Origin of the sequence: Mammaliicoccus sciuri, from assembly GCF_002901825.1 — a bacterium.
In the GTDB taxonomy this organism is placed as follows: domain Bacteria; phylum Bacillota; class Bacilli; order Staphylococcales; family Staphylococcaceae; genus Mammaliicoccus; species Mammaliicoccus sciuri.
The window spans coordinates 409,132-431,847 of the sequence record NZ_PPQD01000018.1 but is presented as its reverse complement, the minus strand read 5'-3'; the positions used below and the strand labels follow the sequence as shown (position 1 = coordinate 431,847).

Here is a 22,716-nt window from a genome sequence, read left to right as displayed (position 1 = left end):
ACATTTAGACAATACAGGAGGATTTAAAATGAAAAAGATAATAATCACTGGGGCGTTAGGACAAATAGGGACAGAATTAGTTATAAAGCTAAGAAATAAATATGGTAATGAAAATGTATTAGCGACTGATATTAGAGAACCAGAAAGTGACAGCGAAATTAATAATGGACCATTTGAAATTTTAGATGTTACAGATCAAGAAAGATTTCATGAATTAGTTAAAAATTTCAATGCAGATACTTTAATGCATATGGCAGCATTACTTTCAGCAACTGCTGAAAAGAATCCACTATTCGCTTGGAATTTAAATATGGGTGGATTAGTAAATGCACTTGAAATAGCACGTGAATTCGATATGCAATTCTTCACACCAAGTTCAATCGGTGCGTTTGGACCAAATACACCTAAAGATATGACACCTCAAGTTACAATTCAAAGACCAACTTCAATGTATGGTGTAAATAAAGTAGCTGGGGAATTATTATGTGACTATTACTACACGAAATTTGGCGTAGATACTAGAAGTATGAGATTTCCTGGGTTAATCTCTTACGTTAAAGAACCAGGTGGCGGTACAACTGATTATGCAGTGGAAATTTATTTCAAAGCTATCAGAGAAGGAAGATACGATAGCTATATAGATAAAGGTACATTTATGGATATGATGTTCATGGATGATGCTATTGATGCAATTATTAAATTGATGGAAGCGGATAGTTCACGATTAATTAACCGTAATGCATACAATGTGAGCGCAATGAGTGTTGATCCTGAGACGATTAAAGCTGCTATCCAAAAACATATGCCTGATTTCGAATTAGGTTATGATGTGGATCCAGAAAGACAAGCAATTGCTGATAGCTGGCCAAATTCAATTGATTCAACTTGTGCTAAAGAAGAGTGGGATTTCTCACCAGCTTATGATTTAGAAAAAATGACATCATTAATGCTTAAAGCCATTGAAGAAAAAGATAATTTAGCTAAACAGTAATTTTATTGTGTATATTTTTTAAATTTTCCAAAAATTCATTGAATAACGCCTCTATGACTGATATACTTGATAACATTAATTATTAATTAGCCTAGGAGGAATCATTATGACAGAAACATTTTACGTAGAAAAGCGTGAACAGCTTAAAGAGAAACCGGATTTTTCAAATTTGGTCTTTGGCGAAATCTTTACTGATTATATGCTATCTATGTCATATAAACAGGGTGAAGGCTGGTCAGAGCCTAAAATAATTCCATATGGGCCGATTACGTTGTCACCAAGTGCACAAGGTCTTCATTATGGACAAACAGTGTTCGAAGGAATGAAAGCATATAAAGATGGTGATGAAGTTACGTTATTCAGACCTGACCAAAATTTCAAGCGAATTAATTTATCTTTAAAAAGACTTGAAATGCCTCAAATCGATGAAGAAAAAGTGTTGAACGGCTTATTACAACTTATTGATTTAGAGCGCGATTGGATCCCAAGTGGAGAAGGACAATCCTTATATGTTAGACCATTTGTATATGCAACTGAACCATACTTAGGTGTGCGTTCTTCTACGGACTACGAATTTTTAGTAATACTTTCTCCAGTAGGCGCTTATTACGGTGATGATCAAATGAAACCAACAAGTATATATGTTGAAGATGAATATGTACGTGCTGTAAGAGGTGGCGTTGGATTTGCTAAATGTGGTGGTAACTACGCAGCAAGTTTAATCGCGCAAACACGTGCTAATGAACTTGGATTTGATCAAGTATTATGGTTAGACGGCGTTGAACAAAAATACATCGAAGAAGTCGGAAGTATGAATATATTCTTCGTCATCGATGGCAAAGTTGTAACACCTGAGTTGAATGGTAGTATTTTACCAGGTATTACGCGTAAAACAGTTCTCGAACTTGCTCGAGAGTTAGGTTATGAAACTGAAGAGAAACGATTATCTATTGATGATATTATAAATGCCCATCATGACGGTCGTTTAACAGAAATTTTCGGGACAGGAACTGCAGCAGTTATTTCTCCAGTAGGATTCCTAAAATACGAAGAAGCTGAAATAACAATTAATAATAATGAAATCGGTCCGGTTACTCAAACGTTATTTGATGAATATACAGCAATCCAAACAGGTAAGAAAGAAGATAAACACGGTTGGAGAGTTGTCGTAGGACAAGAAAGCCACATTGAAATTGTGTAAATAAATTCAATAATAAGAAGAGAGTCTGAGACAGTATCTGTAGCAGACTCTTTTTTAAAGGAGTAAAGTGATGATTAAATGGTTATTATTTGATAAAGATGGGACATTGCTTAAGTTTGATGAAACATGGTCTGAGATATCACTTGTGATGATTGATCGCTTTGTTGAGAAATATCATATAGAGCAACAACAAGCATTACAAGAAGCGTTAGGATATGTAGATGGACAATTTCTATCAAGTGGTATATTAGCATCAGGAACATTAGCTGATATCGTACGTGTGTTTGCAAAATTTGCAGAAAATGCTGATCCAAAAGAAATTGAAGACTGGACAGTACAACTAAGCAAAGATTTAATCGAAGAGTACGAGCCAGAAACCATCGTTATAGAAGGAATGGTAGAAACATTAACAGCATTTAAAGAGAAATCATACCAAATCGCAATTATAACAAGTGATGATATCGACGGGACAAATCGATTTATTCAAGATGCAGGTGTAAGTCATTTAATAGATGAAAAAATAACAGCATCTATTAACGGTTATCAAAAGCCAAATCCTAAAATGGTAGAAGAATTTTATGAAAAATGGAACGTATCACCAGATGAAATTGTGATTATAGGTGATACACCAACTGACATACAAATGGGTAAGAACGCTCACTTCAAGAAAGTTATTGGCGTTCTGAGTGGTACGGGTAATAAAGAAGATTTATCAGATGCAGACTTTATTTATCAAGATATTAATGAATTTTACGCACAAGAAGCGGAATGGAGTAAATAAAATAAAAGGCCATAAATATGCTTAAAACAGCATGTTTATGGCCTTTTTATTATTTTACGCGTGTATAAAAAGGATTAATAAAGAACATTTAAAATTTAAGAGTAATAACATTTGACATATACCTATAGGGGGTATATTATAACAGTGAATCATATTTGATTTTATTTTTTTAAAAATTTTATACCCCCATAGGGTATAATGAACTGAAAATTTTTCATAATATTTAAATAGAGGTATTAATAAAAGGAGGTGAAATCAATGTATAAAGAATTTATTAAAGTACATGGCATGAGTTGTGGACATTGTAAACAATCTATAGAAAATGCGCTTAATGAATTAGATGGTGTTAATTCTTCAGTAGTGAACTTATCTAAAGGAGAAGTTGAAATAAATTTTGATGAAAATAAAGTGAATTTTAATGGATTTAAAGAAGCAATCGAAAATCAAGGTTATGAAGTTGAAATGTAAATAGAAAAGGCGCATCGATTGATGTGCCTTCAATTAAAAATATAGGTAAAAATATGATTTAAAATTCATTAGCACTCAAACAAAATTATAAAAATATAAGATACTGAATTTGGAGGGAGAACGGATGATTAAACAAGCCGGATTTATTTTGTTATCTTCTAGTCTTGTTTTAGGAGCATGTTCCAATGGTGATAATAATGAACACAATGAACATATGACACATGATAGTGAAGACAATAAAATTCCTAAAGGTATGAATGTTTCAAAAAGTAGTAAATTTAAAAAAGGTGACAATATAACTATTAAAAGTGATCACATGCCGGGTATGAAAAATGCTAAAGGTACTGTTAAAGGCGTATATGATACCTATGCTTATGTTGTGAGTTATGAGCCTACAAATGGTGATAAACGAATTAAAAATCATAAATGGGTTGTTAATGAGGAAGTTGATAAAGCACCTAAAAATGGTTATAAAAAAGGTGATAGCGTCAAATTAAATGCTAATCATATGGCAGGGATGAAAGGCGCAAAAGCTAAAATTGAAAAAGTTTATCAAACTGATGTATATGTTGTTGATTATAAATCTACAGAAGATGGAAAAAAAGTTAAAAATCATAAGTGGATGACTAGCGATGAATTAGATAAAGGATAGTATAAAGAAAGGAGCTCTTTAAATGGATACAAATAAGAAAAGTTATATGAATCACCATGAACATCATAATCATAAAGGTCATGAAGAACATAAAAATCATATGAATCATAATGAACATCATAGTCACGAAGGTCATGATCATCATGGTAACTTTAAGCAAAAATTCTTTATATCTCTTATTTTTGCAATACCGATTATAATTCTATCACCTATGATGGGGTTTAAGTTACCTTTTCAATTTACTTTTACTGGTTCAGATTGGATTGTTCTTATATTAGCAACAATATTATTCTTTTATGGTGGACAACCATTCTTAGCAGGAGCAAAAGATGAAATAAAAATCAAAAAACCTGGAATGATGACATTAGTTGCTTTAGGGATTACAGTTGCATATGTATATAGCTTGTATGCTTTCTATTTAAATCATTTTACGCATACAGAAATGCATACAATGGATTTCTTTTGGGAATTAGCAACACTTATTTTAATTATGTTACTAGGACATTGGATTGAAATGAATGCAGTAGGTAATGCAGGTAATGCACTCAAAAAAATGGCAGAGTTATTACCTAACAATGCAATTAAAATAACTAGTGATGGTGAGCGTCAAAAAGTTAAAATATCTGAAATTAATATTGAAGATATCGTTGAAGTAAAAGCTGGTGAGAGTATACCGACCGATGGGGTACTTATTAAAGGTGAAACATCTGTTGATGAATCTTTAGTTACAGGTGAATCAAAAAAAGTTCAAAAATCAAATGATGATTTAGTAATTGGTGGTTCTATAAATGGTTCTGGAACAATACAAATTAAAGTAACTGCTACAGGAAAGGATGGGTACCTTTCTCAGGTAATGAACCTTGTTAGTCAAGCACAACAAGACAAATCAAGAGCAGAGTTGTTATCTGACAAAGTTGCTGGTTATTTATTCTATTTTGCAATAACAGTTGGTTTAATAGCATTTATAGTGTGGATGATTTTAGGAAATGATATTGATTTCGCTTTAGAAAGATTAGTTACGGTTTTAGTTATAGCTTGTCCTCATGCTCTTGGTTTAGCTATACCATTAGTTACTGCTCGATCAACATCAATTGGAGCACATAATGGTCTTATTATCAAAAATAGAGAAGCTGTAGAAATAGCTCAAAATCTAGATTATGTGATGATGGATAAAACTGGTACATTAACTGAAGGTGTCTTTACAGTAAATCATTATGAAAGTTTTGTAGATCATTATAATGGTAATGAAATTTTAAGCCTATTTGCTGCTTTAGAGAATTCATCTAACCATCCTTTAGCTGTAGGTATTACTGAGTTTGCAAACAGTAAAGATTTAAAATTACCTCAAGCATTTAATGTTAATAATATTCCAGGAGTCGGATTAGAAGGTCAAATTGGTAATAAAAACTTTAAAATAACTAATGTCACTTATCTTGATAAATACAATTATAAATATGATAAAGAACTATTTATCAAATTAGCTAAAGAAGGCAATTCTATCAGTTATTTAATTGATGAAAATGACGTTATTGGCATTATCGCGCAAGGTGATAGAATTAAAGAAAGTTCTAAAAAAATGGTAACGCAATTAGTGAACAAAAATATAATACCTGTCATGTTGACAGGGGATAATAATGAAGTTGCACAATTTGTAGCTAAAGAATTAGGAATAAATCACATACATGCTCAGTTGATGCCAGAAGATAAAGAAAAAATTATCCAAGATTATCAAAGTAAAGGACGTAAAGTTATGATGGTTGGAGATGGAATTAATGATGCACCTAGTCTTATTAGAGCAGATATAGGGGTAGCGATTGGTGCTGGAACAGATGTCGCTATTGAATCTGGTGATATAATATTAGTTAAAAGTAATCCACTAGATATTATTAATTTTCTTTCTCTATCTAAAAATACAATGAGAAAAATGATACAGAATTTATGGTGGGGAGCAGGATATAATATACTTGCTGTTCCTTTAGCCGCTGGTATTTTAGCTTCAATTGGTATTATATTATCACCAGCAGTTGGGGCAATATTAATGTCTCTAAGTACAGTGATTGTAGCAATTAATGCGTTTACTCTAAAATTAAAATAAAAATACTTTAAAAGGCCATAAATATGCTTATAACAGCATGTTTATGGCCTTTTTATTATTTTACGCGTGTATCGATTGAACGGTGTGTCTCAATGACATGCGCAATTTTATCTATAATATGGTTAATGGAATCTGGATCTTCGTATAAGTCATAGTCGTTAATATTTACACGTACAACTGGACATTCTGTAAAACTATTAATCCAATTATCATAACGTGAGAATAATTTTTTCCAGTATGCTTCATCTGTTTCAATTTCCATTTGACGTCCACGTCTTTGGATACGTTGAATGACGTCATTATAGTCACATTCTAAATAGATTAATGCGTCTGGTTTAGGAAAGTAAGGCGTCATAACCATTGCTTCAAATAATTCTCTATACGTCGCATAATCTTCTTCAGTCATTGTGCCTTGTTCTTCGTGCATTTTAGCAAATATATCAACGTCTTCATATATTGAACGGTCTTGAATAAATCCGCCACCATATTCGAACATTCTTTTTTGTTCTTTAAAGCGTTCTGCTAAAAAGTAAATTTGTAGATGAAAGCTCCAACGTTCAAAGTCGTGATAAAATTTTTCTAAATAAGGGTTGTTATCGACTTTCTCAAAAGAAGTCTTGAAGTTTAGTCGTTCGCTAAGTGCTTGTGTTAAAGATGATTTTCCAACACCAACAGTACCAGCAATTGTAATGATAGCATCATTTGGTATGACTTTATTTGTCATGTATAATCTCTCCAATCAAAGGTTGTAATAAGTTTAAGACTTGTTGATAATCTGCGGTGTTATTCACGAAATCTAAATGAGAAGTATCGATTTGAATCGCATCAATTTCATTTTTTACTTCTTCATAAAATTGATTATAGTCACGTTTAAGTTGAGCTAAATAATCATTTTCAATTTGAGTTTCGTATGATCTATTTCGATGGGCAATTCGTTGTTGAAGTACTTCGAGGGATGCATCGAGAAAGATAATTTGGTCAGGCATGCGAATATCTTCAGTTAAGATATCATAAATTCTACTAAATTTATCAAATTCAGTTTCATTTAATGTGTTTTTAGCGAAAATCTTATTTTTAAAGATATGATAGTCGCTCACAATACCGTTAATATTTTCTAAATCGGTTAACTGTTTGTAACGATGACACAAGAAGAACATTTCGGTTTGAAAGCTCCATTTAGAAATATCGTCATAAAAATCACTTAAATATGGATTCTCATCAACAATTTCAAATTCTTCAGTGTAATGGAGCGCTTCAGCAAGCTTTTTCGTTAAAGAGCTTTTCCCGACGCCGATTGGTCCTTCAATTGCGATAAAGGTTTTTTTCATATATATCTCTCCAGATGTTAAAATAGACATACTTATTCTATCACAAATTAAACGGAGTGAAATGTAGCGTGCATGAAAAATATATGAAACTTGCAATTGAAGAAGCAAAAAAAGCTTGGGCAATGGATGAAGTACCGATTGGCGCAATAATTGTTTATAAAGATGAAGTAATTGGCAGAGGACATAATTTAAGAGAACATGATCAAAGCCCTGTAGCGCACGCTGAAATGATTGCGATACAAGAAGCGGCCAAGTACCTTAATTCATGGCGTCTTGAAGAGACAACATTATATGCTACGTTAGAGCCTTGTGTTATGTGTTCAGGCGCTATTGTTATGAGTAGAATTCCTCATGTCGTATACGGCGCGACAGATTTAAAAGGCGGTTGTAGTGGTAGCTTAATGAATTTAATAGAAGATACACGCTTCAATCATCGAGCTACAGTTGAAAGAGGGATACTCGAACAAGAATGTGCTGACATGTTACGAACATTTTTTAAGGAAAAAAGGATTTTAAAAAAACAAATTAAGCAGAATAATACAGATTCATAGAGATTATTACTGTTATTTGTTAAAATTTATGTTGAATATAAAGAAAAGAGGTTACTTTCATGATTAAGTTAATCGCAACAGATATGGATGGTACTTTATTAAACGCTGCACATGAAGTTTCTAATGAAAATTATGAAGCAATAAAGTATGCACAATCTAAAGGGATAACTGTCGTTATAGCTACGGGTAGAGCATTTTATGAAGCAAACAGTCCAATTGAAAAAACAGATTTAACATTACCATATATTTGTTTAAATGGTGCAGAAGTAAGAGATGAAGAATTCAACATCGTTCATACATCTAAATTAACGCGTCCATTAATCAATAAAATTACAGGCGTCTTAAATAAAGAAGATATTTATTATCAAGTATATACAAACTTCGGTATATATACAGAAGACCCAGAAAAAGATTTAGAAATATACGTTGATATCGCTGAAAAAGCAGGTCAAAAAGCAGATGTTAAAAAAATTCGTGCCAACATTCAAAGTAGAATTGACAACGGTACTTTAAAAACTGTCGATAGTTACGATGAAATCGAAAATAGACCAGGCGAAATCATTTTGAAAATATTGGCCTTCGCGAGTGACTTAACTAAAATTGATAGAGCTAAAGCTGAAATTTCAGAATCAAAAAGTTTAGCTGTATCTTCTTCATCAAGAGGGAATATCGAAATTACGCATTCAGATGCTCAAAAAGGTATTGCTTTAGAAGAAATAGCAAATCAATTAAACATTCCAATGTCAGATGTAATGGCAATTGGTGATAATTTAAATGACGTTTCTATGTTAGAAAAAGCAGGATATGCAGTTGCCATGGAAAATGGTGCACCCGAAGTTAAAGAGATAGCAGATTATGTTACAGACACTAATGAACATAGTGGTGTAGGTAAAGCGATTATACATGCACTCAAAGATTATGACCGCTAAAACATCGTCCAAAAGAATGATTTTTCTATAAATTTGAATTCATAGTTTTTTTGTATGTTATAATGGTCGGTAATGATAATCATTAAAATTTTGAGGTGACAACATTGAAAGTATTACTTATTGTAGGTAGCGCAAAACAATATTCACATACACATGCACTAGCACAATTTGTTCGAGGTAATTTAGAAGAACAAGGTGCGGAAGTAACATTGTTTGATTTATATGATAAACAAATACCGTTTTTAGATGTATCAGGCAAGCATTTAAATGACGAACGCGTTAAAGATAATGTAAATGAATTACGTGAGAAAGCTGAAGACGCCGATGCAATTATTATCGGTACACCAAATTATCACGGTTCATATTCAGGTATACTGAAAAATGCATTAGATCATTTAACGATGGATCAATTTAAAATGAAACCTGTAGGCTTAATATGTAATAGTGGTGGTATGCGCAGTACAGAACCATTATCACATTTACGTATTATTATGAGAAACTTATTAGGTATTGCAGTGCCAGTCCAAATCTCAACACAAGATGCAGACTATGGTAAAACAGAAGACGGCACATATTATGTAGATGTAGATGATATTAAATTACGCGTTAAATTATTTACAGAACAAATCACAAAATTAATACAAAATAACCCGTGGATTGAAACAGAAGAAGTAAATTCATAATAAGAGGAGAGCAACAGCTTAGGCTGTTGCTCTTTTCTTTATAGAGAATGGTGGGAATATCGGGCTAGGGTGAGGAATATGGACCGATATGGAAAATTATCGGTCCAGAAACGAGAAATATGGACCGATAAGAAAAATTAACGATCCAGAAACGGGAAATATGGACCGATAAAATAAATTATCGACCCGAAAACGAGATTTACAGGCCGATAAAAATAAATATCGACCCGAAAACAGGATTTACAGGCCAATAAAATAAATTATCGACCCGAAAACGGGATTTACAGGCCGATAAAATAAAATATCGACCCGAAAACAGGATTTACAGGCCGATAAATAAAAATATCGACCCGAAAACGGAATACCAACTTATACAACATCACAAACGACCATAATAATGTATAATTACCTTATTATAATAATATGGACTTTTGATAACTTGATGATTAAGCAATAATAGGGGGTATCACCATGGAATATTCAATAAAGAGAATACCTAACAATGAGGATTTACAAAAGTTATATTTAAGTGTCGGTTGGGATGTATATGTAAAGAATAATGAAGATATGACGGTGCTATTAAAAAATACTTGTTACTTTGTAACTGTATGGGATAATGATCAATTAGTTGGATTGACTAGAATTATAAGCGATGATCATTCAATTGCATATGTACAAGATATTCTTATAGATCCTGATTATCAAGGTAACGGAATAGGTAGCAAACTTTTAAATATGATTAAAGAACGATTTAATCATGTCAGACAAGTTGTATTAATGACGGACACATCAGAAAAAACTATCAATTTTTATGAAAAGAATGAGTTACTGTCATTAGATAAATATGACTGTACTGCTTTCATGAAGATCAACCAATAGCCCTCCCGCATCCACAACCAAAAAACGGACCGACTTTTCTACGTCGGTCCGTTCTCTATTTAAATTACTTAGTATATTTTAATCTTGCGAATGCGTCGTGTTGATGTATAGATTCTTCGTTTCGGCATTCGATTTCAAATCCTTGAATCCATTCTAATTCTACTAAATCAGCTGCTACCAATCTAATTAAATCTTCTACAAATCTTGGATTCTCATATGCTCTTTCTGTTACGGCTTTTTCGTCAGTTCGTTTCAAGATTGGATATAACATTGAACTTGCGTTAGCCTCCATACCGTCTAATACAATATCTTTATAGTTATCTGGTAGGCTTACTTCTGGATCTAAATCAATTAGGACTGTGATAATACCACGCTGATTATGAGCGGAGTATTCACTAATTTCTTTAGAACATGGGCATAACGTTGTTACAGGTACTTCTATACCTAAAGATTTCTTTGTTATTTTATCTTCTGAAACGGATAAGATATATCTAATATCTGCATGACCGACTGCCTTTTGGTTTGTAACTGGGCTAAAGCGGTTAAAGAACCATTTTGCTGTTACATCTACTGATGCAGTATTTTGAATCATTGCAGTTTGTAGTGTATTTAATAATGTTGTTAGATGATCGAAATCTAGTTTTACACCGTTATCATAATGTTTTTCAACACTTTCGATAATACGGCTCATATTAATACCTTTTTCGTCTTGATTTAAACTAGTTGAAAATTCGAAGTTTCCAACTGTTTGAAAATCATCAATTCTTACAGGGTAAATTAAGTTCTTGATACCAACATGTTCAATTTCGAACAGGAAATCTTTCTTAGAGCTTTGTAAATCAGGCATCTTTTCTTTTTCAGTTGGTTTCGTACCTTTAATAGGGTCAACTGAACCGAAATATTTCCAGCGCGCTTCACGTGTTGATAAATCTAATTGTGTCATTCACATTGCCTCCACTATCTATTCAATATGATATGTCCAGAAATGTTCTGTCTTCATCCACATATCTTTAGCCGCTTCACCTTCTTGAGTATTTGAAGCAAGGTTTTGTAACATTGGACCTGTTTGAGACGCATGAGCTTTAAGGACTTTCATCTTGCGTTCTTCGTATCCAGTAATATCTATATTAATATCCGGTTCTCCTAAATCGCTGTATGTGTCATTACTAAATGCCACAAGGTGTAATTTAGGTCTTGCTGATGCTTCCATACGACTGACTGTTCTTACAACTGATTCTGCAGTTGCTTCATGGTCGGGGTGAACGGAATAACCAGGATAGAATGAAATAATCAATGATGGGTTAAGTTCATCTATTAATGATTTTACCATATTATCTAATTCATCTTTAGGTTCAAATTCGATTGTTTTATCTCTATAGCCCATTTTTCTTAAATCCGTGATACCGATCGCTTCAGCTGCTGCATCTAATTCACGTTCTCTTATAAATGGTAAAGATTCACGTGTAGCAAAAGGTGGGTTACCTAGGTTACGGCCCATTTGTCCTAACGTTAAACACGCGTAAGTTACAGGTGTACCATTGTCCACGAACTTACTTAATGTACCAGATGTTCCAAATGCTTCGTCGTCTGGATGTGGAAAAATAACTAATACTTGTCTTTCGTCATTCATTGTATTCACCTCTTAATCCTTGAAAGGATTGCTACTAATTTCTAAAGTTGCAGCAAGTTGTCCTTCATAATTTAGTCCCGCTATTAATAGTTCGTTATTTTCAGTTACTTCATAATGTGTTAATCCTTGAACATAAACCCAACCGTTGTTGTCTAATTTTAAACCAACACGATAAGGTTCTTTATTACCGCCCGTTAAATGTGCGTGTGTAAAAGTAACTTGAATATTTCTTAAAAATGTACCAGCATTAAATACTTTGCTATCAAAATGGTTTGCATAAGCACCATTTGTTGTTTCTACATGGAGATAAACTGGCTTATTTTCATATTCCGATATTAGTGATTGTACTTGATCTACTTGAATTAATTCCATGCCTTTCACTCCTCATAGTATATACTTTACTATTCTACTAAATTCTTGAGTAAATTTATATACATTCTGCTCACAAGTTATGATTTATTGTCTTGAAGTATGACGTCTCTCGTATGCTGATAAAGATTCATATTATCTTGTCGCTCTAACAACATATAACTGACAACATCAATCAAGAAATGTGCTGAAATTTGTGTGTTAATGAATTGTTTATCGTTCACTCTCGTTTGATCAATCGTCATGATGACAATGTCAGAATAAGCAGTCAGTTCACTGCCAGCATAGTTTGTAATCGCAATAACAGTTGCCCCTTGAGATTTAGCAATTTTAGCAGCATTAATGAGTTCTTCTGTCTTGCCACTATTAGAAAAAGCAATTAACGCATCATTTCGATTTAATAGCGAAGCACCAATTTTCATTTGATGCGCATCAGTTACAGAACTTCCAGCTATGCCCATTCTCATCGTTCGATAATAGAATTCAGTTGCTGTTAAACCAGAACTCCCTAAACCTGCAAAAAGCGTTTGACGACTATTAGTTAAAATATCAATCAGTTGATTAATTTTATCGTTAGATATAAATTCACCAGTTTGTTGTATAAGCGTTTGATGATATTCGTGGATTCTTTTAATGAGTGGAACGTTTTGAATATCCGTCTTCTCATAAGTTTGTTGAATATTGAACTTCATATCTTGAAAATGTTGATAGTTCAATTTATGACTAAATCTTGTAATGCTAGAAGTTGATACACCAATTGCATAAGCTAAAGAAGTAATTGTTGAAAAATGATCGCCAACTGGATGATCGAGTATGAATCTAGCAATCTTTTCATCAGACTTTGTGAAAAGGTATGAAAATTGTTGAATACGATTTTCAAAATTCATGAAGGACACCTCAATTTATAGAATAAATAACATTATAATTGAAAATATTTTTCAAAACAAATAATAAAGTTGACTATAATTTTCACGGTGTTATATTTAGGGTAAATAGGGAGGTAGGTGTTCGAATGAGTAAAATTTTTGATAAAGCACAGCAATTCGGGAAATCATTTATGTTACCCATAGCAATTTTACCTGCAGCAGGGTTGTTATTAGGTATCGGGGGTGCTTTAAGTAATCCAAACACAATTAAAGCATATCCGATTTTAGACGTAGATTTATTACAGTACATATTTATTTTAATGTCATCAGCGGGGAATATCGTTTTTGCGAATTTACCAGTATTATTCGCAATCGGGGTTGCGATAGGCTTAGCAAGAAGTGATAAAGGTACAGCAGGTTTAGCAGCAATGTTAGGATTCTTAATTATGAATGCGACGATGAACGCATTATTAACGATTACGGATAATGTTGCAGCACCAGAAGAGTTAGCTAAAGCAGGACAAGGTATGGTACTAGGTATTCAAACTGTCGAAACAGGTGTGTTCGGTGGGATCATCGTCGGTATTATGACTGCCATGCTACACAATAAATATAACAAAATCACATTGCCACCGTTCTTAGGATTCTTTGGTGGATCGAGATTCGTACCGATTGTAACGTCAATTGCGTCAATCGTACTAGGTGTTATTTTGTTCTTTGTTTGGCCAACGATTCAAGGTTGGATATTCAATGCGGGTGGTCTTGTTAATAAAACGGGTGTTATCGGGACGTTTATTTATGGATTTATATTACGTATGCTTGGGCCATTTGGCTTACACCATATATTCTACTTACCATTCTGGCAAACTGCACTTGGTGGTACGATGGAAATTAACGGGAAAATCATTCAAGGGACTCAAAATATCTTCTTTGCACAATTAGGAGATGCAGATTTAACACATTATTATTCAGGTATTTCTAGATACATGTCTGGTCGTTTTATTACAATGATGTTCGGGTTGCTTGGTGCAGCTTTAGCAATTTACCACACAGCTAAACCAGAGAAGAAAAAAGTAGTAGGGGGCTTAATGCTTTCTGCAGCATTAACATCATTCTTAACAGGTATTACAGAACCACTTGAATTTAGTTTCTTATTCATAGCACCAGTATTATATGTTATCCATGCAATATTTGATGGTTTAGCATTTATGATGGCTGACATATTTAACATCACTGTCGGTCAAACCTTTAGTGGCGGATTCATTGATTATATCCTCTTCGGTGTGTTACAAGGGAATAGTAAGACGAACTATTTATTAGTCATTCCTATCGGTATAGTTTGGTTCTTCTTATACTATGTAACATTTAGATTTTTAATTACGAAATTTAACTTTAAGACACCAGGACGTGAAGATAGTGAAGCTGTGCAAACTGTTGAAGCAAGTGAACGTGCCGAAACAATTATTAAAGGTTTAGGTGGAAAAGAAAACATAGATACAGTTGATTGTTGCGCAACAAGATTACGTGTAACGATTAATGATGAACATTTGTTCAACGAAGATCTCATTAAGACGACAGAATCTAGAGGGATCGTTAAAAAAGGAACGGGTATTCAAATCATTTATGGTCCGCATGTTACGACTATAAAAAATGAAGTAGAAGAAGCATTAGAAAATCAATAAGGAGTGTTTTTATAAATGTTACCACAAGGATTAATCGTGTCATGTCAGGCTTTACCGGATGAACCATTACATTCATCTTTTATCATGAGTAAGATGGCATTAGCTGCATCTCAAGCAGGTGCTAAAGGTATTAGAGCGAATACTAAAGAAGATATTATCGCTATTAAAGAAGAAATTGATTTACCTGTAATCGGAATTGTAAAACGTGATTATGAAGGTTCAAAGGTATTTATCACAGCAACTTCAAAAGAAGTCGATGAATTAATTGAAAGTGGTTGTGAAGTCATTGCGTTAGATGCGACTAAACAAGAAAGACCAAAAGAATCACTTGAAGAACTTGTATCATATATTAGAGAGAAAGCGCCAAATGTTGAAATTATGGCAGATGTCTCTGATTTAGAAGAAGCCATTCAGGCAGATAAATTAGGTTTCGACTATGTTGGTACAACTTTAAGAGGCTACACAGAATATACAAAAGGTCATGTATTATACGAAAATGATTTTCAATTTTTAAAAGATGTATTAGACAATGTTAACGCAAAAGTAATCGCAGAAGGAAACGTTATTACTCCTGAAATGTTTAAACGTGTAACAGAATTAGGTGTACATTGTACAGTCGTAGGTGGAGCTATTACGAGACCTTTAGAAATAGCGAAAAGATTTATAAAAGAAATAGAGGGATAATTATGCAAATCATAAATTTAGGATCTAAAGAGGAAGCATGTCACTATGTTGCGAATGAGTTATTAAAGCAAATTATTTCAAATAAAAAAAGTGTACTTGGATTAGCAACTGGTGGAACGATGGTTCGTGTATACGAACAACTTGTGAATCTGATTAGAATTAATGAAATTGATTTGAGTGAAATCACGACATTTAATTTAGATGAATATATTGGTATCGATTATGATCATCCAGAAAGTTACTACACATATATGCATGACGTGCTCTTTAATCATTTACCATCTTGGAACGAATCACGTATACATTTACCAAACGGTTCGGCAGAAGATTTAGAAGCAGAAACAAAACGTTATGAAGCATTATTAGATCAAGAAGGACCAATAGATGTTCAAATTCTTGGTATTGGAGAAAATGGTCATATTGGTTTCAATGAACCAGGAACTTCATTTGATAGTTTGACAAGTATTGTTGATTTAACAGAGTCTACAATAGAAGCGAATAGTAGATACTTTGAAACGATTGAAGAAGTCCCAGAGCAAGCCATTTCTATGGGTATTCAATCTATTATGAAAGCTAAACGTATTATTCTATTAGCTTATGGACCGAAGAAAGCAGAAGCAATTAAACGATTACTAACTGGTGACATTACAACGGACTTACCTGCTTCTGTTTTGTATAATCATCCTAATGTGGAAGTTATACTAGATAATAATGCGTATTTAAGTGAAGAAGACGACATATAGAGTAATAAGTCGTAGTAAAAATTCACTTGAATGATGATACTCTTTAAAGTACAATTACAACTGAGATTAGCCTCAAGAAATGGCGGGTGGAATTATTGGAAACAATGCGCATTTCATTTAACGATGAAGCGGTTTTAGATTATTGTAATATAATGGGATATCAGTACTATGAAGAAGTACCAGTTCAATATTTGTTAAGCGTACTTCGAGAGTTTAATAGTTTTAAGCCATTTATGAGAAATGATACAAAACTTAAACAAATTAAAAGTCAGTTTGAACAGACAGAACGTATTATGACATTAGAAAATTACATCGCAGAATTAGAATGTTTAAATGAAACTAAAGAGGGAGATAATGCATTTTATCAATATCAAATGACATTATTTAAGAACCGTAAAGAAGTGGCAAAAGTCACAGCAGAATTTAGTATCATGAAATCATAATAGAAAAGCTGTACGCATGTGCGTATCGTATTGAATGGAGCCGAGACACGAAAAGTTGTCTCGGCTTTTGCTTATATTTGGGTGTTGGGTTTGAGAAGCCCATGTGGTGGACTCTTGTCGTTATTAGCAGTTTTGGCGAGAAGTGCAAATACTGGGGCTGTTAAAAGCAGTTTTGGTTGAAAGTGCAAATACTGTGTGTCATATTTACAGTTCTGATGCGTTTTGTAATTAAGGAGGTCCATAGTGACACTTCGACCGAGTTTTGTAACTATGGCTATCCTTAGTAACACTTCAGCTGAGTTTTGTAACTAAGGCGACCGTTAGTAACAGTTTAGCTGAGTTTTGTAATTAACACCCCCGTTATGAACAAGTTTAGCCAGAAGTGTTTATAAGAGCCACCAAAATAGTACCACTTCCCTATCATTCCCACAAAAAAATGCCAACAAAGTCTAAGACCTTGTCGACATTATGAAGCTGTACGCACACGCGTACAGCTTTTTATTATACTTCTTCAGTATATACTTCTATTTTTTCGATACGGTTTGAAGCGCCGTGATCTACTGGACCTACGAAGTCGTTCATTTTCCAACCGTTTTTAATAGCTGATGCTACGAATGCTTTTGCATGTATGATTGCATCTTCTGGTGATTCGCCGTTTGCTAAGTTAGCTGTTGTTGCAGCTGCGAATGTACAACCTGCACCGTGGTTATAACTTGATTGGAATTTATCTGTTGATAATAGGACGTGCTTTTGTCCGTCATAATATAAGTCATAAGCTTTATCTGATTCTAAAGCTTTTCCACCTTTAATGACAACATATTGTGCACCAAGTTCGTGGATTTTTTCTGCTGCTTTTTTCATATCATCAATTGAGCTTAGTTTACCTAAACCTGAAAGTTGACCTGCTTCAAATAAATTTGGTGTAACGACTGTTGCTTTTGGTAATAGTTCTTTAATCATTGCATCAGTATTTCCCGGGTTAAGTACTTCGTCTTCACCTTTACATACCATTACAGGGTCAACTACGAAAATTTCAGCGTCTGCTTCGTCATATGTTTGACGTGCACGTTTAATAATTTCTTCAGAACCAAGCATACCTGTTTTAATTGCATCTGGTCCGATTGAAATAGCTGTGTTTAATTGTTTATCTAGTAAATCAAGAGGTAATGGTGTTACGTCGTGTGACCATGTTTGTGGGTCCATTGTAACGACTGCTGTTAATGCAACCATTCCATATGTGTCATGCTCTTGGAATGTCTTTAAATCTGCTTGCATTCCAGCTCCAGCACTTGTGTCTGATCCTGCTATTGTTAAGACTTTTTTTAATGCCATTGATGATTCCTCCCAATAATTCATATATTTTATCATATCACGTTTTTTAATTGTAAAAAATAGTTATGACCTTTTCTTGAGTGCTATGTTATCATTTTTATTGAGGTGAATAATATGGATTGGCAACAAATATTTCATAAAATAAAATCCGAACATGATTTTTCTGAAATGGAGTCATTTTTAGAAGAAGCATATAGTAGTAAGACGATTTATCCTGATAGAGAAAATATTTATCAAGCATTTGATTTAACACCTTTAGATCATGTGAAAGTGGTTATTCTCGGGCAAGATCCTTATCATGGTCCGAATCAAGCGCATGGCTTAGCTTTTTCAGTACAACCAGACGCAAAATTCCCACCTTCATTAAGAAATATTTATAAAGAACTAGAAGACGATATAGGTTGTAAGAGAACGACACCTCACTTGCAAGATTGGGCTAAGGAAGGGGTATTACTTTTAAACACCGTCTTAACAGTAGAAGCACATCAAGCACATTCACATAAAAATATTGGCTGGGAAATATTTACTGATGAAATTATTAAACATGTTTCCAGTGAATTAGAAGATGTTGTGTTTATACTTTGGGGTAAACCTGCACAATCTAAGATCAAGCTTATTGATACAGAACGCCATCATATTATACAATCTGTACATCCAAGTCCATTATCGGCTTATAGAGGATTCTTTGGGTCTAAACCATTTAGTAAGACGAATGAATATCTTATTGCGAGTGGTAAAGAGTCCATTAATTGGTGTGGAGGTGACATTTAATGATAAGTAGATCACAATTAATTGCTGCAATAGAAGAAGAACTCGTTGCTGCTGACAATGCTTCAACAAATGAAGTCTTTAATCGCCACATGCACGCCATTCATACGTTAAGTGGATTGGTAGATAAAGAAGACGATTTAACGCACGATATTAAAGTAGAACAAAATATTTCTTCAACACCTAAACCAACACCAAAAGCAAAACCACAAATTTCAGATGAAGAAATTAGAAAAATGGGTGGTAAAGTGCGTAACGAACCATCTGTAAATAAAGCAGAAAATCAATTAACAACAGATGATGGCATAGGTAACGGAGATTCAATATTTGATTTTTAAATAAGAAAGGGAGATAACAAATGAAATTATTTATTATAATAGGTGCAATTAATGCAATGATCGCTGTAGCAGCAGGTGCATTTGGCGCACATGGTTTAGAAAATAAATTATCGGCTAAATACTTAGATATATGGGGTAAAGCAACAACATACCAAATGTATCATGCACTCGGTTTAATTTTAATTGGTATCATTATGGGCACAACATCTATTAGTTTAAACGTAGCTGGATGGTTGATGACATTTGGTATAGTATTCTTTAGTGGTTCATTATATATACTTGCTGTAACACAAATTAAAATACTTGGCGCTATTACACCAATAGGTGGCGTATTGTTTATAGCAAGTTGGTTATTACTCGTAATTGCTGTTTGGAAAATTTAATTAAAGGTTAATTACGTTTCACGAAATTTAAAAATAAGGGTGGAACATGTATGGCTAGGAAAAAGAAAGATTTATCAAGAGGAAATTTAGATCAGAACTTATCAGAAAAATTTGTATGGGCCATTGCTTACGGCTCAAGTATAGGTTGGGGTGCATTTATACTACCAGGTGACTGGATTAGTCAGGCTGGACCATTAGGTGCTTCAATCGGTATATTTATCGGGGCATTATTGATGATTGTTATTGCCGTTAGTTACGGTGCATTAGTTGAAAAGTTCCCAGTATCAGGTGGTGCTTTTGCATTCGGATACTTAGGATTCGGTAAATATGTATCATTCTTCTCATCATGGTTTTTAACTTTTGGATATATTTGTATCGTTGCTTTAAACGCCTCTGCATTTAGTTTGCTTTTTAAATTTATTATGCCGGGATTTTTAGAACAAGGTAAATTATATACAGTAGCAGGTTGGGATGTGTATATAACTGAAATTATACTATCTTCACTTATATTGTTAATATTTGCTTGGATAAGTATAAAAGGTTCTAGTTTTTCAGGAAGTCTGCAATATATATTCTGCGTGGTATTAGCAGTTGTTGTTATACTTTTATTTGCAGGATCATTTTTCACGCATGATTTTTCATTCTCAAATCTTAAGCCTGTTGTCAATAATGACATGGGATGGCTTGCCTCAATCGTTGTAATTCTGGCAGTTGCACCATGGGCATATGTAGGCTTTGATAATATTCCGCAAACGGCAGAAGAATTTAACTTCTCACCAAGTAAGACGTTCAAGTTAATCGTATTTAGTTTGATTGCTTCAGCACTTACTTATGTGATGATGATACTTTTAACAAGTTGGTTATTTAAAGATGCATCATCTGTAGGTGGAGATTTATGGGTGACAGGTTCAGTCGTTCAAGAAGCATTCTCGTTTGTTGGTTTAGCAGTATTAATCGTCGCAATATTGATGGGGATATTCACAGGATTGAACGGATTCTTTATGAGTTCAAGTAGATTGTTATTCTCTATGGGTAGAGCATCTGTTATGCCAAGCGTCTTTAAAAAGTTACACCCAAAATATAATACACCGTATATTAGTATTATATTTATTTTAGTATTGGCACTCGCTGCACCATGGTTAGGTAGAACAGCATTAACTTGGATTGTAGATATGTCATCAACAGGTGTTTCAATCGCTTATTTCATAACATGTTTATCAGCATTCAAATTATTTTCATACGATAAACGAAGCATGATGTATCATCCAAAATACAAAACATTTGCGATTATCGGTGCAATTATCGCTGGTATATTCTTAGGTTTATTACTTATCCCAGGATCACCAGCAAGTTTATCATTACCTTCTTATATCGCGTTGTTCATTTGGTTAGTGCTTGGTATTGTATTCTTTATGATAAGATACCCATCACTTAAGAAAATGACGAACGATGAATTAAACTATTTAGTATTAGATAAGACAAAAGAAGAAATGATAGACTTAGAAGCCAAAACAGAAGTGAAAAAATAAATAGATAGTAAACCAGACTAGCGAGAGACGTTAGTCTGGTTTTTTGTTGGTGATATTTTGTAATAAAACATTTTTATACTAAGCTTTTTGTAAAAATATTTTATTTTTGTTTTATAGAAGGTAGCATTCTGTACTTGAGATAGGTATAATGTTCATCGGGCTTTGAAAACGATTTCTTAAAAGAAATACAAGGATATAAGGGGGAACGATGATGTTACAGTTTGATGCTGTCACAACTTTAGCTATAGCATGTGTCTTACTTTTATTAGGTGAGGGTATTGTAAATAAAGTTTCTATATTGAGACGTCTATGTATTCCTGCGCCAGTAATAGGTGGCTTGTTATTTGCTATTGTAGTTGCTATTTTACAATCATTAAATGTCATTACAATTAAATTAGATTCTGATTTTCTACAGGACTTCTTTATGTTGGCATTCTTTACAACAATAGGTTTAGGTGCTTCATTAAAATTATTGAAACTTGGTGGAAAAGTACTGATTTTATATTTTGTTTTTTGTGGAATTTTAGCATTTTGTCAAAATGTAATCGGTGTTTCATTATCTAAAGTATTAAATATTCCACCACTACTTGGCTTAACTGCTGGATCAATGTCCATGGAAGGTGGTCATGGTAATGCAGCGGCATACGGTAAGACATTAGAATCATTAGGTGTAGACTCTGCGGTAACAGCGGCACTTGCAGCAGCGACATTAGGACTTGTTGCAGGTGGATTAATAGGTGGCCCTGTGGTTCGATATTTAATTAAAAAGTTTGATTTGAAACCTGGAGATGCTAAAGATACAGGTATAGATTTTAGCGAAGTGGGATATAACGAGAACTTACATAGTAGAATGAACCCTACAACAGTATTTATTGTTCAATTTACAATTATTGCAGTATGTATGGCGATTGGTACATATATTGGAGATGGTTTTACGAATTTAACTGGAATAAATATTCCGGTTTATGTTGGCGCAATGTTTGTAGCAGTTATCATAAGAAACATCTCTGATTACGGAAACTTAAACATCATTGATATGAAAATTACTAACCAAGTAAGTGATGTTTCATTAAGTTTATTCTTATCAATCGCGTTAATGAGTATTAAATTAACAGAAATTTATCAATTGGCGCTACCGTTAACAATTATTGTATTAGTACAAATTGTATTTATCGTACTATTCTCAGTATTTGTCGTGTTTAGAGGACTAGGTAAAAATTATGATGCAGCAGTTATGATAGGCGGATTTATCGGACATGGACTAGGCGCAACACCAAATGCCATGGCTAACTTAGATGTTATAACTAAAAAATTCGGTGCATCACCAAAAGCATATTTAGTAGTCCCAGTAGTTGGCGCCTTCCTAATAGATTTACTAGGCGTACCAATTG

Annotated in this window: 26 protein-coding genes; 19 read left to right on the top strand and 7 right to left on the bottom strand. The window is 33.5% G+C overall.

The genetic code is table 11. From position 1 onward, the window contains the following. Window positions 1-28 precede the first annotated feature (28 nt). From CD035_RS06635 to CD035_RS06610, 6 genes are all read left to right on the top strand, one after another. Window positions 29-991, top strand: a complete 963-nt coding sequence (locus CD035_RS06635) for an L-threonine 3-dehydrogenase (protein ID WP_048541369.1) — start codon at window positions 29-31, stop codon at window positions 989-991. A gap of 106 nt (window positions 992-1,097) precedes the next feature. Further along, the gene (locus tag CD035_RS06630; RefSeq protein ID WP_048541371.1) at window positions 1,098-2,192 is read left to right on the top strand and encodes a branched-chain amino acid aminotransferase; all 1,095 of its coding nucleotides are present in this window, start codon (window positions 1,098-1,100) and stop codon (window positions 2,190-2,192) included. A gap of 70 nt (window positions 2,193-2,262) precedes the next feature. Further along, entirely contained in the window at window positions 2,263-2,973 is a 711-nt protein-coding gene (locus CD035_RS06625) for an HAD family hydrolase (RefSeq protein WP_048541373.1), read from the top strand. Window positions 2,974-3,231: 258 nt separating this feature from the next. Then, a complete protein-coding gene (gene copZ / locus CD035_RS06620; RefSeq protein WP_048541375.1) occupies window positions 3,232-3,441 on the top strand; it encodes a copper chaperone CopZ in 210 nt (69 codons plus the stop codon). Between the two features lie 124 nt (window positions 3,442-3,565). Further along, complete coding sequence (locus CD035_RS06615; protein WP_048541378.1) at window positions 3,566-4,093, top strand: YdhK family protein; 528 nt, start codon at window positions 3,566-3,568, stop codon at window positions 4,091-4,093. A gap of 22 nt (window positions 4,094-4,115) precedes the next feature. Continuing rightward, window positions 4,116-6,188: a heavy metal translocating P-type ATPase gene (locus tag CD035_RS06610; protein WP_048541380.1), complete on the top strand. Its 2,073-nt coding sequence runs from the start codon at window positions 4,116-4,118 to the stop codon at window positions 6,186-6,188. A gap of 55 nt (window positions 6,189-6,243) precedes the next feature. On the opposite strand, the gene CD035_RS06605 is transcribed toward CD035_RS06610, so the two are convergent. Both CD035_RS06605 and CD035_RS06600 read right to left on the bottom strand, forming a co-directional pair. Continuing rightward, complete coding sequence (locus CD035_RS06605; RefSeq protein ID WP_048541382.1) at window positions 6,244-6,912, bottom strand: deoxynucleoside kinase; 669 nt, start codon at window positions 6,910-6,912, stop codon at window positions 6,244-6,246. Beyond that, window positions 6,902-7,516, bottom strand: a complete 615-nt coding sequence (locus tag CD035_RS06600; protein WP_037589930.1) for a deoxynucleoside kinase — start codon at window positions 7,514-7,516, stop codon at window positions 6,902-6,904. Before CD035_RS06600 ends, CD035_RS06605 begins: the two co-directional genes overlap by 11 nt. Before the next feature lie 68 nt (window positions 7,517-7,584). Between CD035_RS06600 and tadA the strand changes: the two genes are divergently transcribed. The 4 genes from tadA (at window position 7,585) to CD035_RS06580 (ending at window position 10,558) form a co-directional block, all read left to right on the top strand. Continuing rightward, entirely contained in the window at window positions 7,585-8,067 is a 483-nt protein-coding gene (gene tadA, locus CD035_RS06595; RefSeq protein ID WP_255209536.1) for a tRNA adenosine(34) deaminase TadA, read from the top strand. A 59-nt stretch (window positions 8,068-8,126) separates the two neighbouring features. After that, window positions 8,127-8,996 carry a Cof-type HAD-IIB family hydrolase gene (locus tag CD035_RS06590; RefSeq protein WP_048541384.1) on the top strand — a complete coding sequence of 290 codons (870 nt, stop codon included), beginning with the start codon at window positions 8,127-8,129 and terminating at the stop codon, window positions 8,994-8,996. Between the two features lie 104 nt (window positions 8,997-9,100). Beyond that, complete coding sequence (locus CD035_RS06585; protein ID WP_048541386.1) at window positions 9,101-9,679, top strand: NADPH-dependent FMN reductase; 579 nt, start codon at window positions 9,101-9,103, stop codon at window positions 9,677-9,679. Between the two features lie 471 nt (window positions 9,680-10,150). Continuing rightward, complete coding sequence (locus CD035_RS06580) at window positions 10,151-10,558, top strand: GNAT family N-acetyltransferase (RefSeq protein ID WP_048541388.1); 408 nt, start codon at window positions 10,151-10,153, stop codon at window positions 10,556-10,558. 64 nt (window positions 10,559-10,622) lie between these two features. Here CD035_RS06580 and folE2 read toward each other — a convergent pair whose 3' ends face one another. The 4 genes from folE2 to CD035_RS06560 form a co-directional block, all read right to left on the bottom strand. Continuing rightward, window positions 10,623-11,501, bottom strand: coding sequence for a GTP cyclohydrolase FolE2 (gene folE2 / locus CD035_RS06575; protein ID WP_048541390.1), 879 nt, complete (start codon window positions 11,499-11,501; stop codon window positions 10,623-10,625). Between the two features lie 18 nt (window positions 11,502-11,519). Continuing rightward, a complete protein-coding gene (gene bshB2, locus CD035_RS06570) occupies window positions 11,520-12,188 on the bottom strand; it encodes a bacillithiol biosynthesis deacetylase BshB2 (protein ID WP_037589936.1) in 669 nt (222 codons plus the stop codon). Window positions 12,189-12,200: 12 nt separating this feature from the next. Continuing rightward, complete coding sequence (locus CD035_RS06565) at window positions 12,201-12,560, bottom strand: YojF family protein (RefSeq protein ID WP_025904884.1); 360 nt, start codon at window positions 12,558-12,560, stop codon at window positions 12,201-12,203. A 77-nt stretch (window positions 12,561-12,637) separates the two neighbouring features. Next, entirely contained in the window at window positions 12,638-13,444 is an 807-nt protein-coding gene (locus CD035_RS06560; protein WP_048541392.1) for a MurR/RpiR family transcriptional regulator, read from the bottom strand. A 125-nt stretch (window positions 13,445-13,569) separates the two neighbouring features. Here CD035_RS06560 and CD035_RS06555 point away from each other — a divergent pair, with 125 nt between their 5' ends. From CD035_RS06555 to CD035_RS06540, 4 genes are all read left to right on the top strand, one after another. Continuing rightward, window positions 13,570-15,105, top strand: coding sequence for a PTS transporter subunit EIIC (locus tag CD035_RS06555; RefSeq protein ID WP_048541395.1), 1,536 nt, complete (start codon window positions 13,570-13,572; stop codon window positions 15,103-15,105). 15 nt (window positions 15,106-15,120) lie between these two features. Beyond that, window positions 15,121-15,789 (top strand): N-acetylmannosamine-6-phosphate 2-epimerase, encoded by a 669-nt coding sequence (locus CD035_RS06550; protein WP_048541398.1) that lies wholly within the window; start codon window positions 15,121-15,123, stop codon window positions 15,787-15,789. A gap of 2 nt (window positions 15,790-15,791) precedes the next feature. Beyond that, on the top strand, window positions 15,792-16,532 hold the full coding sequence (gene nagB, locus CD035_RS06545) for a glucosamine-6-phosphate deaminase (protein WP_048541400.1): 741 nt from the start codon (window positions 15,792-15,794) through the stop codon (window positions 16,530-16,532). A 104-nt stretch (window positions 16,533-16,636) separates the two neighbouring features. Continuing rightward, complete coding sequence (locus tag CD035_RS06540; RefSeq protein WP_229412531.1) at window positions 16,637-16,975, top strand: hypothetical protein; 339 nt, start codon at window positions 16,637-16,639, stop codon at window positions 16,973-16,975. A 501-nt stretch (window positions 16,976-17,476) separates the two neighbouring features. Here the strand turns inward: CD035_RS06540 and thiD are convergent. Then, the gene (gene thiD, locus CD035_RS06535) at window positions 17,477-18,307 is read right to left on the bottom strand and encodes a bifunctional hydroxymethylpyrimidine kinase/phosphomethylpyrimidine kinase (protein WP_048541403.1); all 831 of its coding nucleotides are present in this window, start codon (window positions 18,305-18,307) and stop codon (window positions 17,477-17,479) included. A 114-nt stretch (window positions 18,308-18,421) separates the two neighbouring features. On the opposite strand from thiD, the gene CD035_RS06530 reads away from it, so the two are divergent. From CD035_RS06530 to gltS, 5 genes are all read left to right on the top strand, one after another. Then, entirely contained in the window at window positions 18,422-19,078 is a 657-nt protein-coding gene (locus tag CD035_RS06530) for a uracil-DNA glycosylase (protein WP_048541405.1), read from the top strand. Further along, on the top strand, window positions 19,078-19,413 hold the full coding sequence (locus CD035_RS06525; RefSeq protein WP_048541406.1) for a DUF5327 family protein: 336 nt from the start codon (window positions 19,078-19,080) through the stop codon (window positions 19,411-19,413). Before CD035_RS06530 ends, CD035_RS06525 begins: the two co-directional genes overlap by 1 nt. Window positions 19,414-19,433: 20 nt before the next feature. After that, window positions 19,434-19,796: a DUF423 domain-containing protein gene (locus CD035_RS06520; protein WP_048541408.1), complete on the top strand. Its 363-nt coding sequence runs from the start codon at window positions 19,434-19,436 to the stop codon at window positions 19,794-19,796. Window positions 19,797-19,846: 50 nt separating this feature from the next. After that, window positions 19,847-21,325 carry an APC family permease gene (locus CD035_RS06515; protein ID WP_048541410.1) on the top strand — a complete coding sequence of 493 codons (1,479 nt, stop codon included), beginning with the start codon at window positions 19,847-19,849 and terminating at the stop codon, window positions 21,323-21,325. Between the two features lie 211 nt (window positions 21,326-21,536). Next, a partial coding sequence (gene gltS / locus CD035_RS06510; RefSeq protein WP_103354212.1) for a sodium/glutamate symporter occupies window positions 21,537-22,716 on the top strand: 1,180 nt, incomplete at its 3' end.

Excerpts from the sequence above, each read along its gene's own strand:
- CD035_RS06600 (WP_037589930.1), bottom strand. The coding sequence starts at position 7,516 with ATGAAAAAAACCTTTATCGCAATTGAAGGACCAATCGGCGTCGGGAAA.
- CD035_RS06580 (WP_048541388.1), top strand. The coding sequence starts at position 10,151 with ATGGAATATTCAATAAAGAGAATACCTAACAATGAGGATTTACAAAAG.
- CD035_RS06520 (WP_048541408.1), top strand. The coding sequence starts at position 19,434 with ATGAAATTATTTATTATAATAGGTGCAATTAATGCAATGATCGCTGTA.
- CD035_RS06515 (WP_048541410.1), top strand. The coding sequence starts at position 19,847 with ATGGCTAGGAAAAAGAAAGATTTATCAAGAGGAAATTTAGATCAGAAC.
- nagB (WP_048541400.1), top strand. The coding sequence starts at position 15,792 with ATGCAAATCATAAATTTAGGATCTAAAGAGGAAGCATGTCACTATGTT.
- CD035_RS06530 (WP_048541405.1), top strand. The coding sequence starts at position 18,422 with ATGGATTGGCAACAAATATTTCATAAAATAAAATCCGAACATGATTTT.
- CD035_RS06550 (WP_048541398.1), top strand. The coding sequence starts at position 15,121 with ATGTTACCACAAGGATTAATCGTGTCATGTCAGGCTTTACCGGATGAA.
- thiD (WP_048541403.1), bottom strand. The coding sequence starts at position 18,307 with ATGGCATTAAAAAAAGTCTTAACAATAGCAGGATCAGACACAAGTGCT.
- CD035_RS06565 (WP_025904884.1), bottom strand. The coding sequence starts at position 12,560 with ATGGAATTAATTCAAGTAGATCAAGTACAATCACTAATATCGGAATAT.
- folE2 (WP_048541390.1), bottom strand. The coding sequence starts at position 11,501 with ATGACACAATTAGATTTATCAACACGTGAAGCGCGCTGGAAATATTTC.
- CD035_RS06635 (WP_048541369.1), top strand. The coding sequence starts at position 29 with ATGAAAAAGATAATAATCACTGGGGCGTTAGGACAAATAGGGACAGAA.
- CD035_RS06625 (WP_048541373.1), top strand. The coding sequence starts at position 2,263 with ATGATTAAATGGTTATTATTTGATAAAGATGGGACATTGCTTAAGTTT.
- copZ (WP_048541375.1), top strand. The coding sequence starts at position 3,232 with ATGTATAAAGAATTTATTAAAGTACATGGCATGAGTTGTGGACATTGT.
- CD035_RS06615 (WP_048541378.1), top strand. The coding sequence starts at position 3,566 with ATGATTAAACAAGCCGGATTTATTTTGTTATCTTCTAGTCTTGTTTTA.
- CD035_RS06525 (WP_048541406.1), top strand. The coding sequence starts at position 19,078 with ATGATAAGTAGATCACAATTAATTGCTGCAATAGAAGAAGAACTCGTT.
- bshB2 (WP_037589936.1), bottom strand. The coding sequence starts at position 12,188 with ATGAATGACGAAAGACAAGTATTAGTTATTTTTCCACATCCAGACGAC.
- CD035_RS06560 (WP_048541392.1), bottom strand. The coding sequence starts at position 13,444 with ATGAATTTTGAAAATCGTATTCAACAATTTTCATACCTTTTCACAAAG.
- CD035_RS06590 (WP_048541384.1), top strand. The coding sequence starts at position 8,127 with ATGATTAAGTTAATCGCAACAGATATGGATGGTACTTTATTAAACGCT.
- CD035_RS06605 (WP_048541382.1), bottom strand. The coding sequence starts at position 6,912 with ATGACAAATAAAGTCATACCAAATGATGCTATCATTACAATTGCTGGT.
- CD035_RS06610 (WP_048541380.1), top strand. The coding sequence starts at position 4,116 with ATGGATACAAATAAGAAAAGTTATATGAATCACCATGAACATCATAAT.
- CD035_RS06555 (WP_048541395.1), top strand. The coding sequence starts at position 13,570 with ATGAGTAAAATTTTTGATAAAGCACAGCAATTCGGGAAATCATTTATG.
- CD035_RS06540 (WP_229412531.1), top strand. The coding sequence starts at position 16,637 with ATGCGCATTTCATTTAACGATGAAGCGGTTTTAGATTATTGTAATATA.
- CD035_RS06630 (WP_048541371.1), top strand. The coding sequence starts at position 1,098 with ATGACAGAAACATTTTACGTAGAAAAGCGTGAACAGCTTAAAGAGAAA.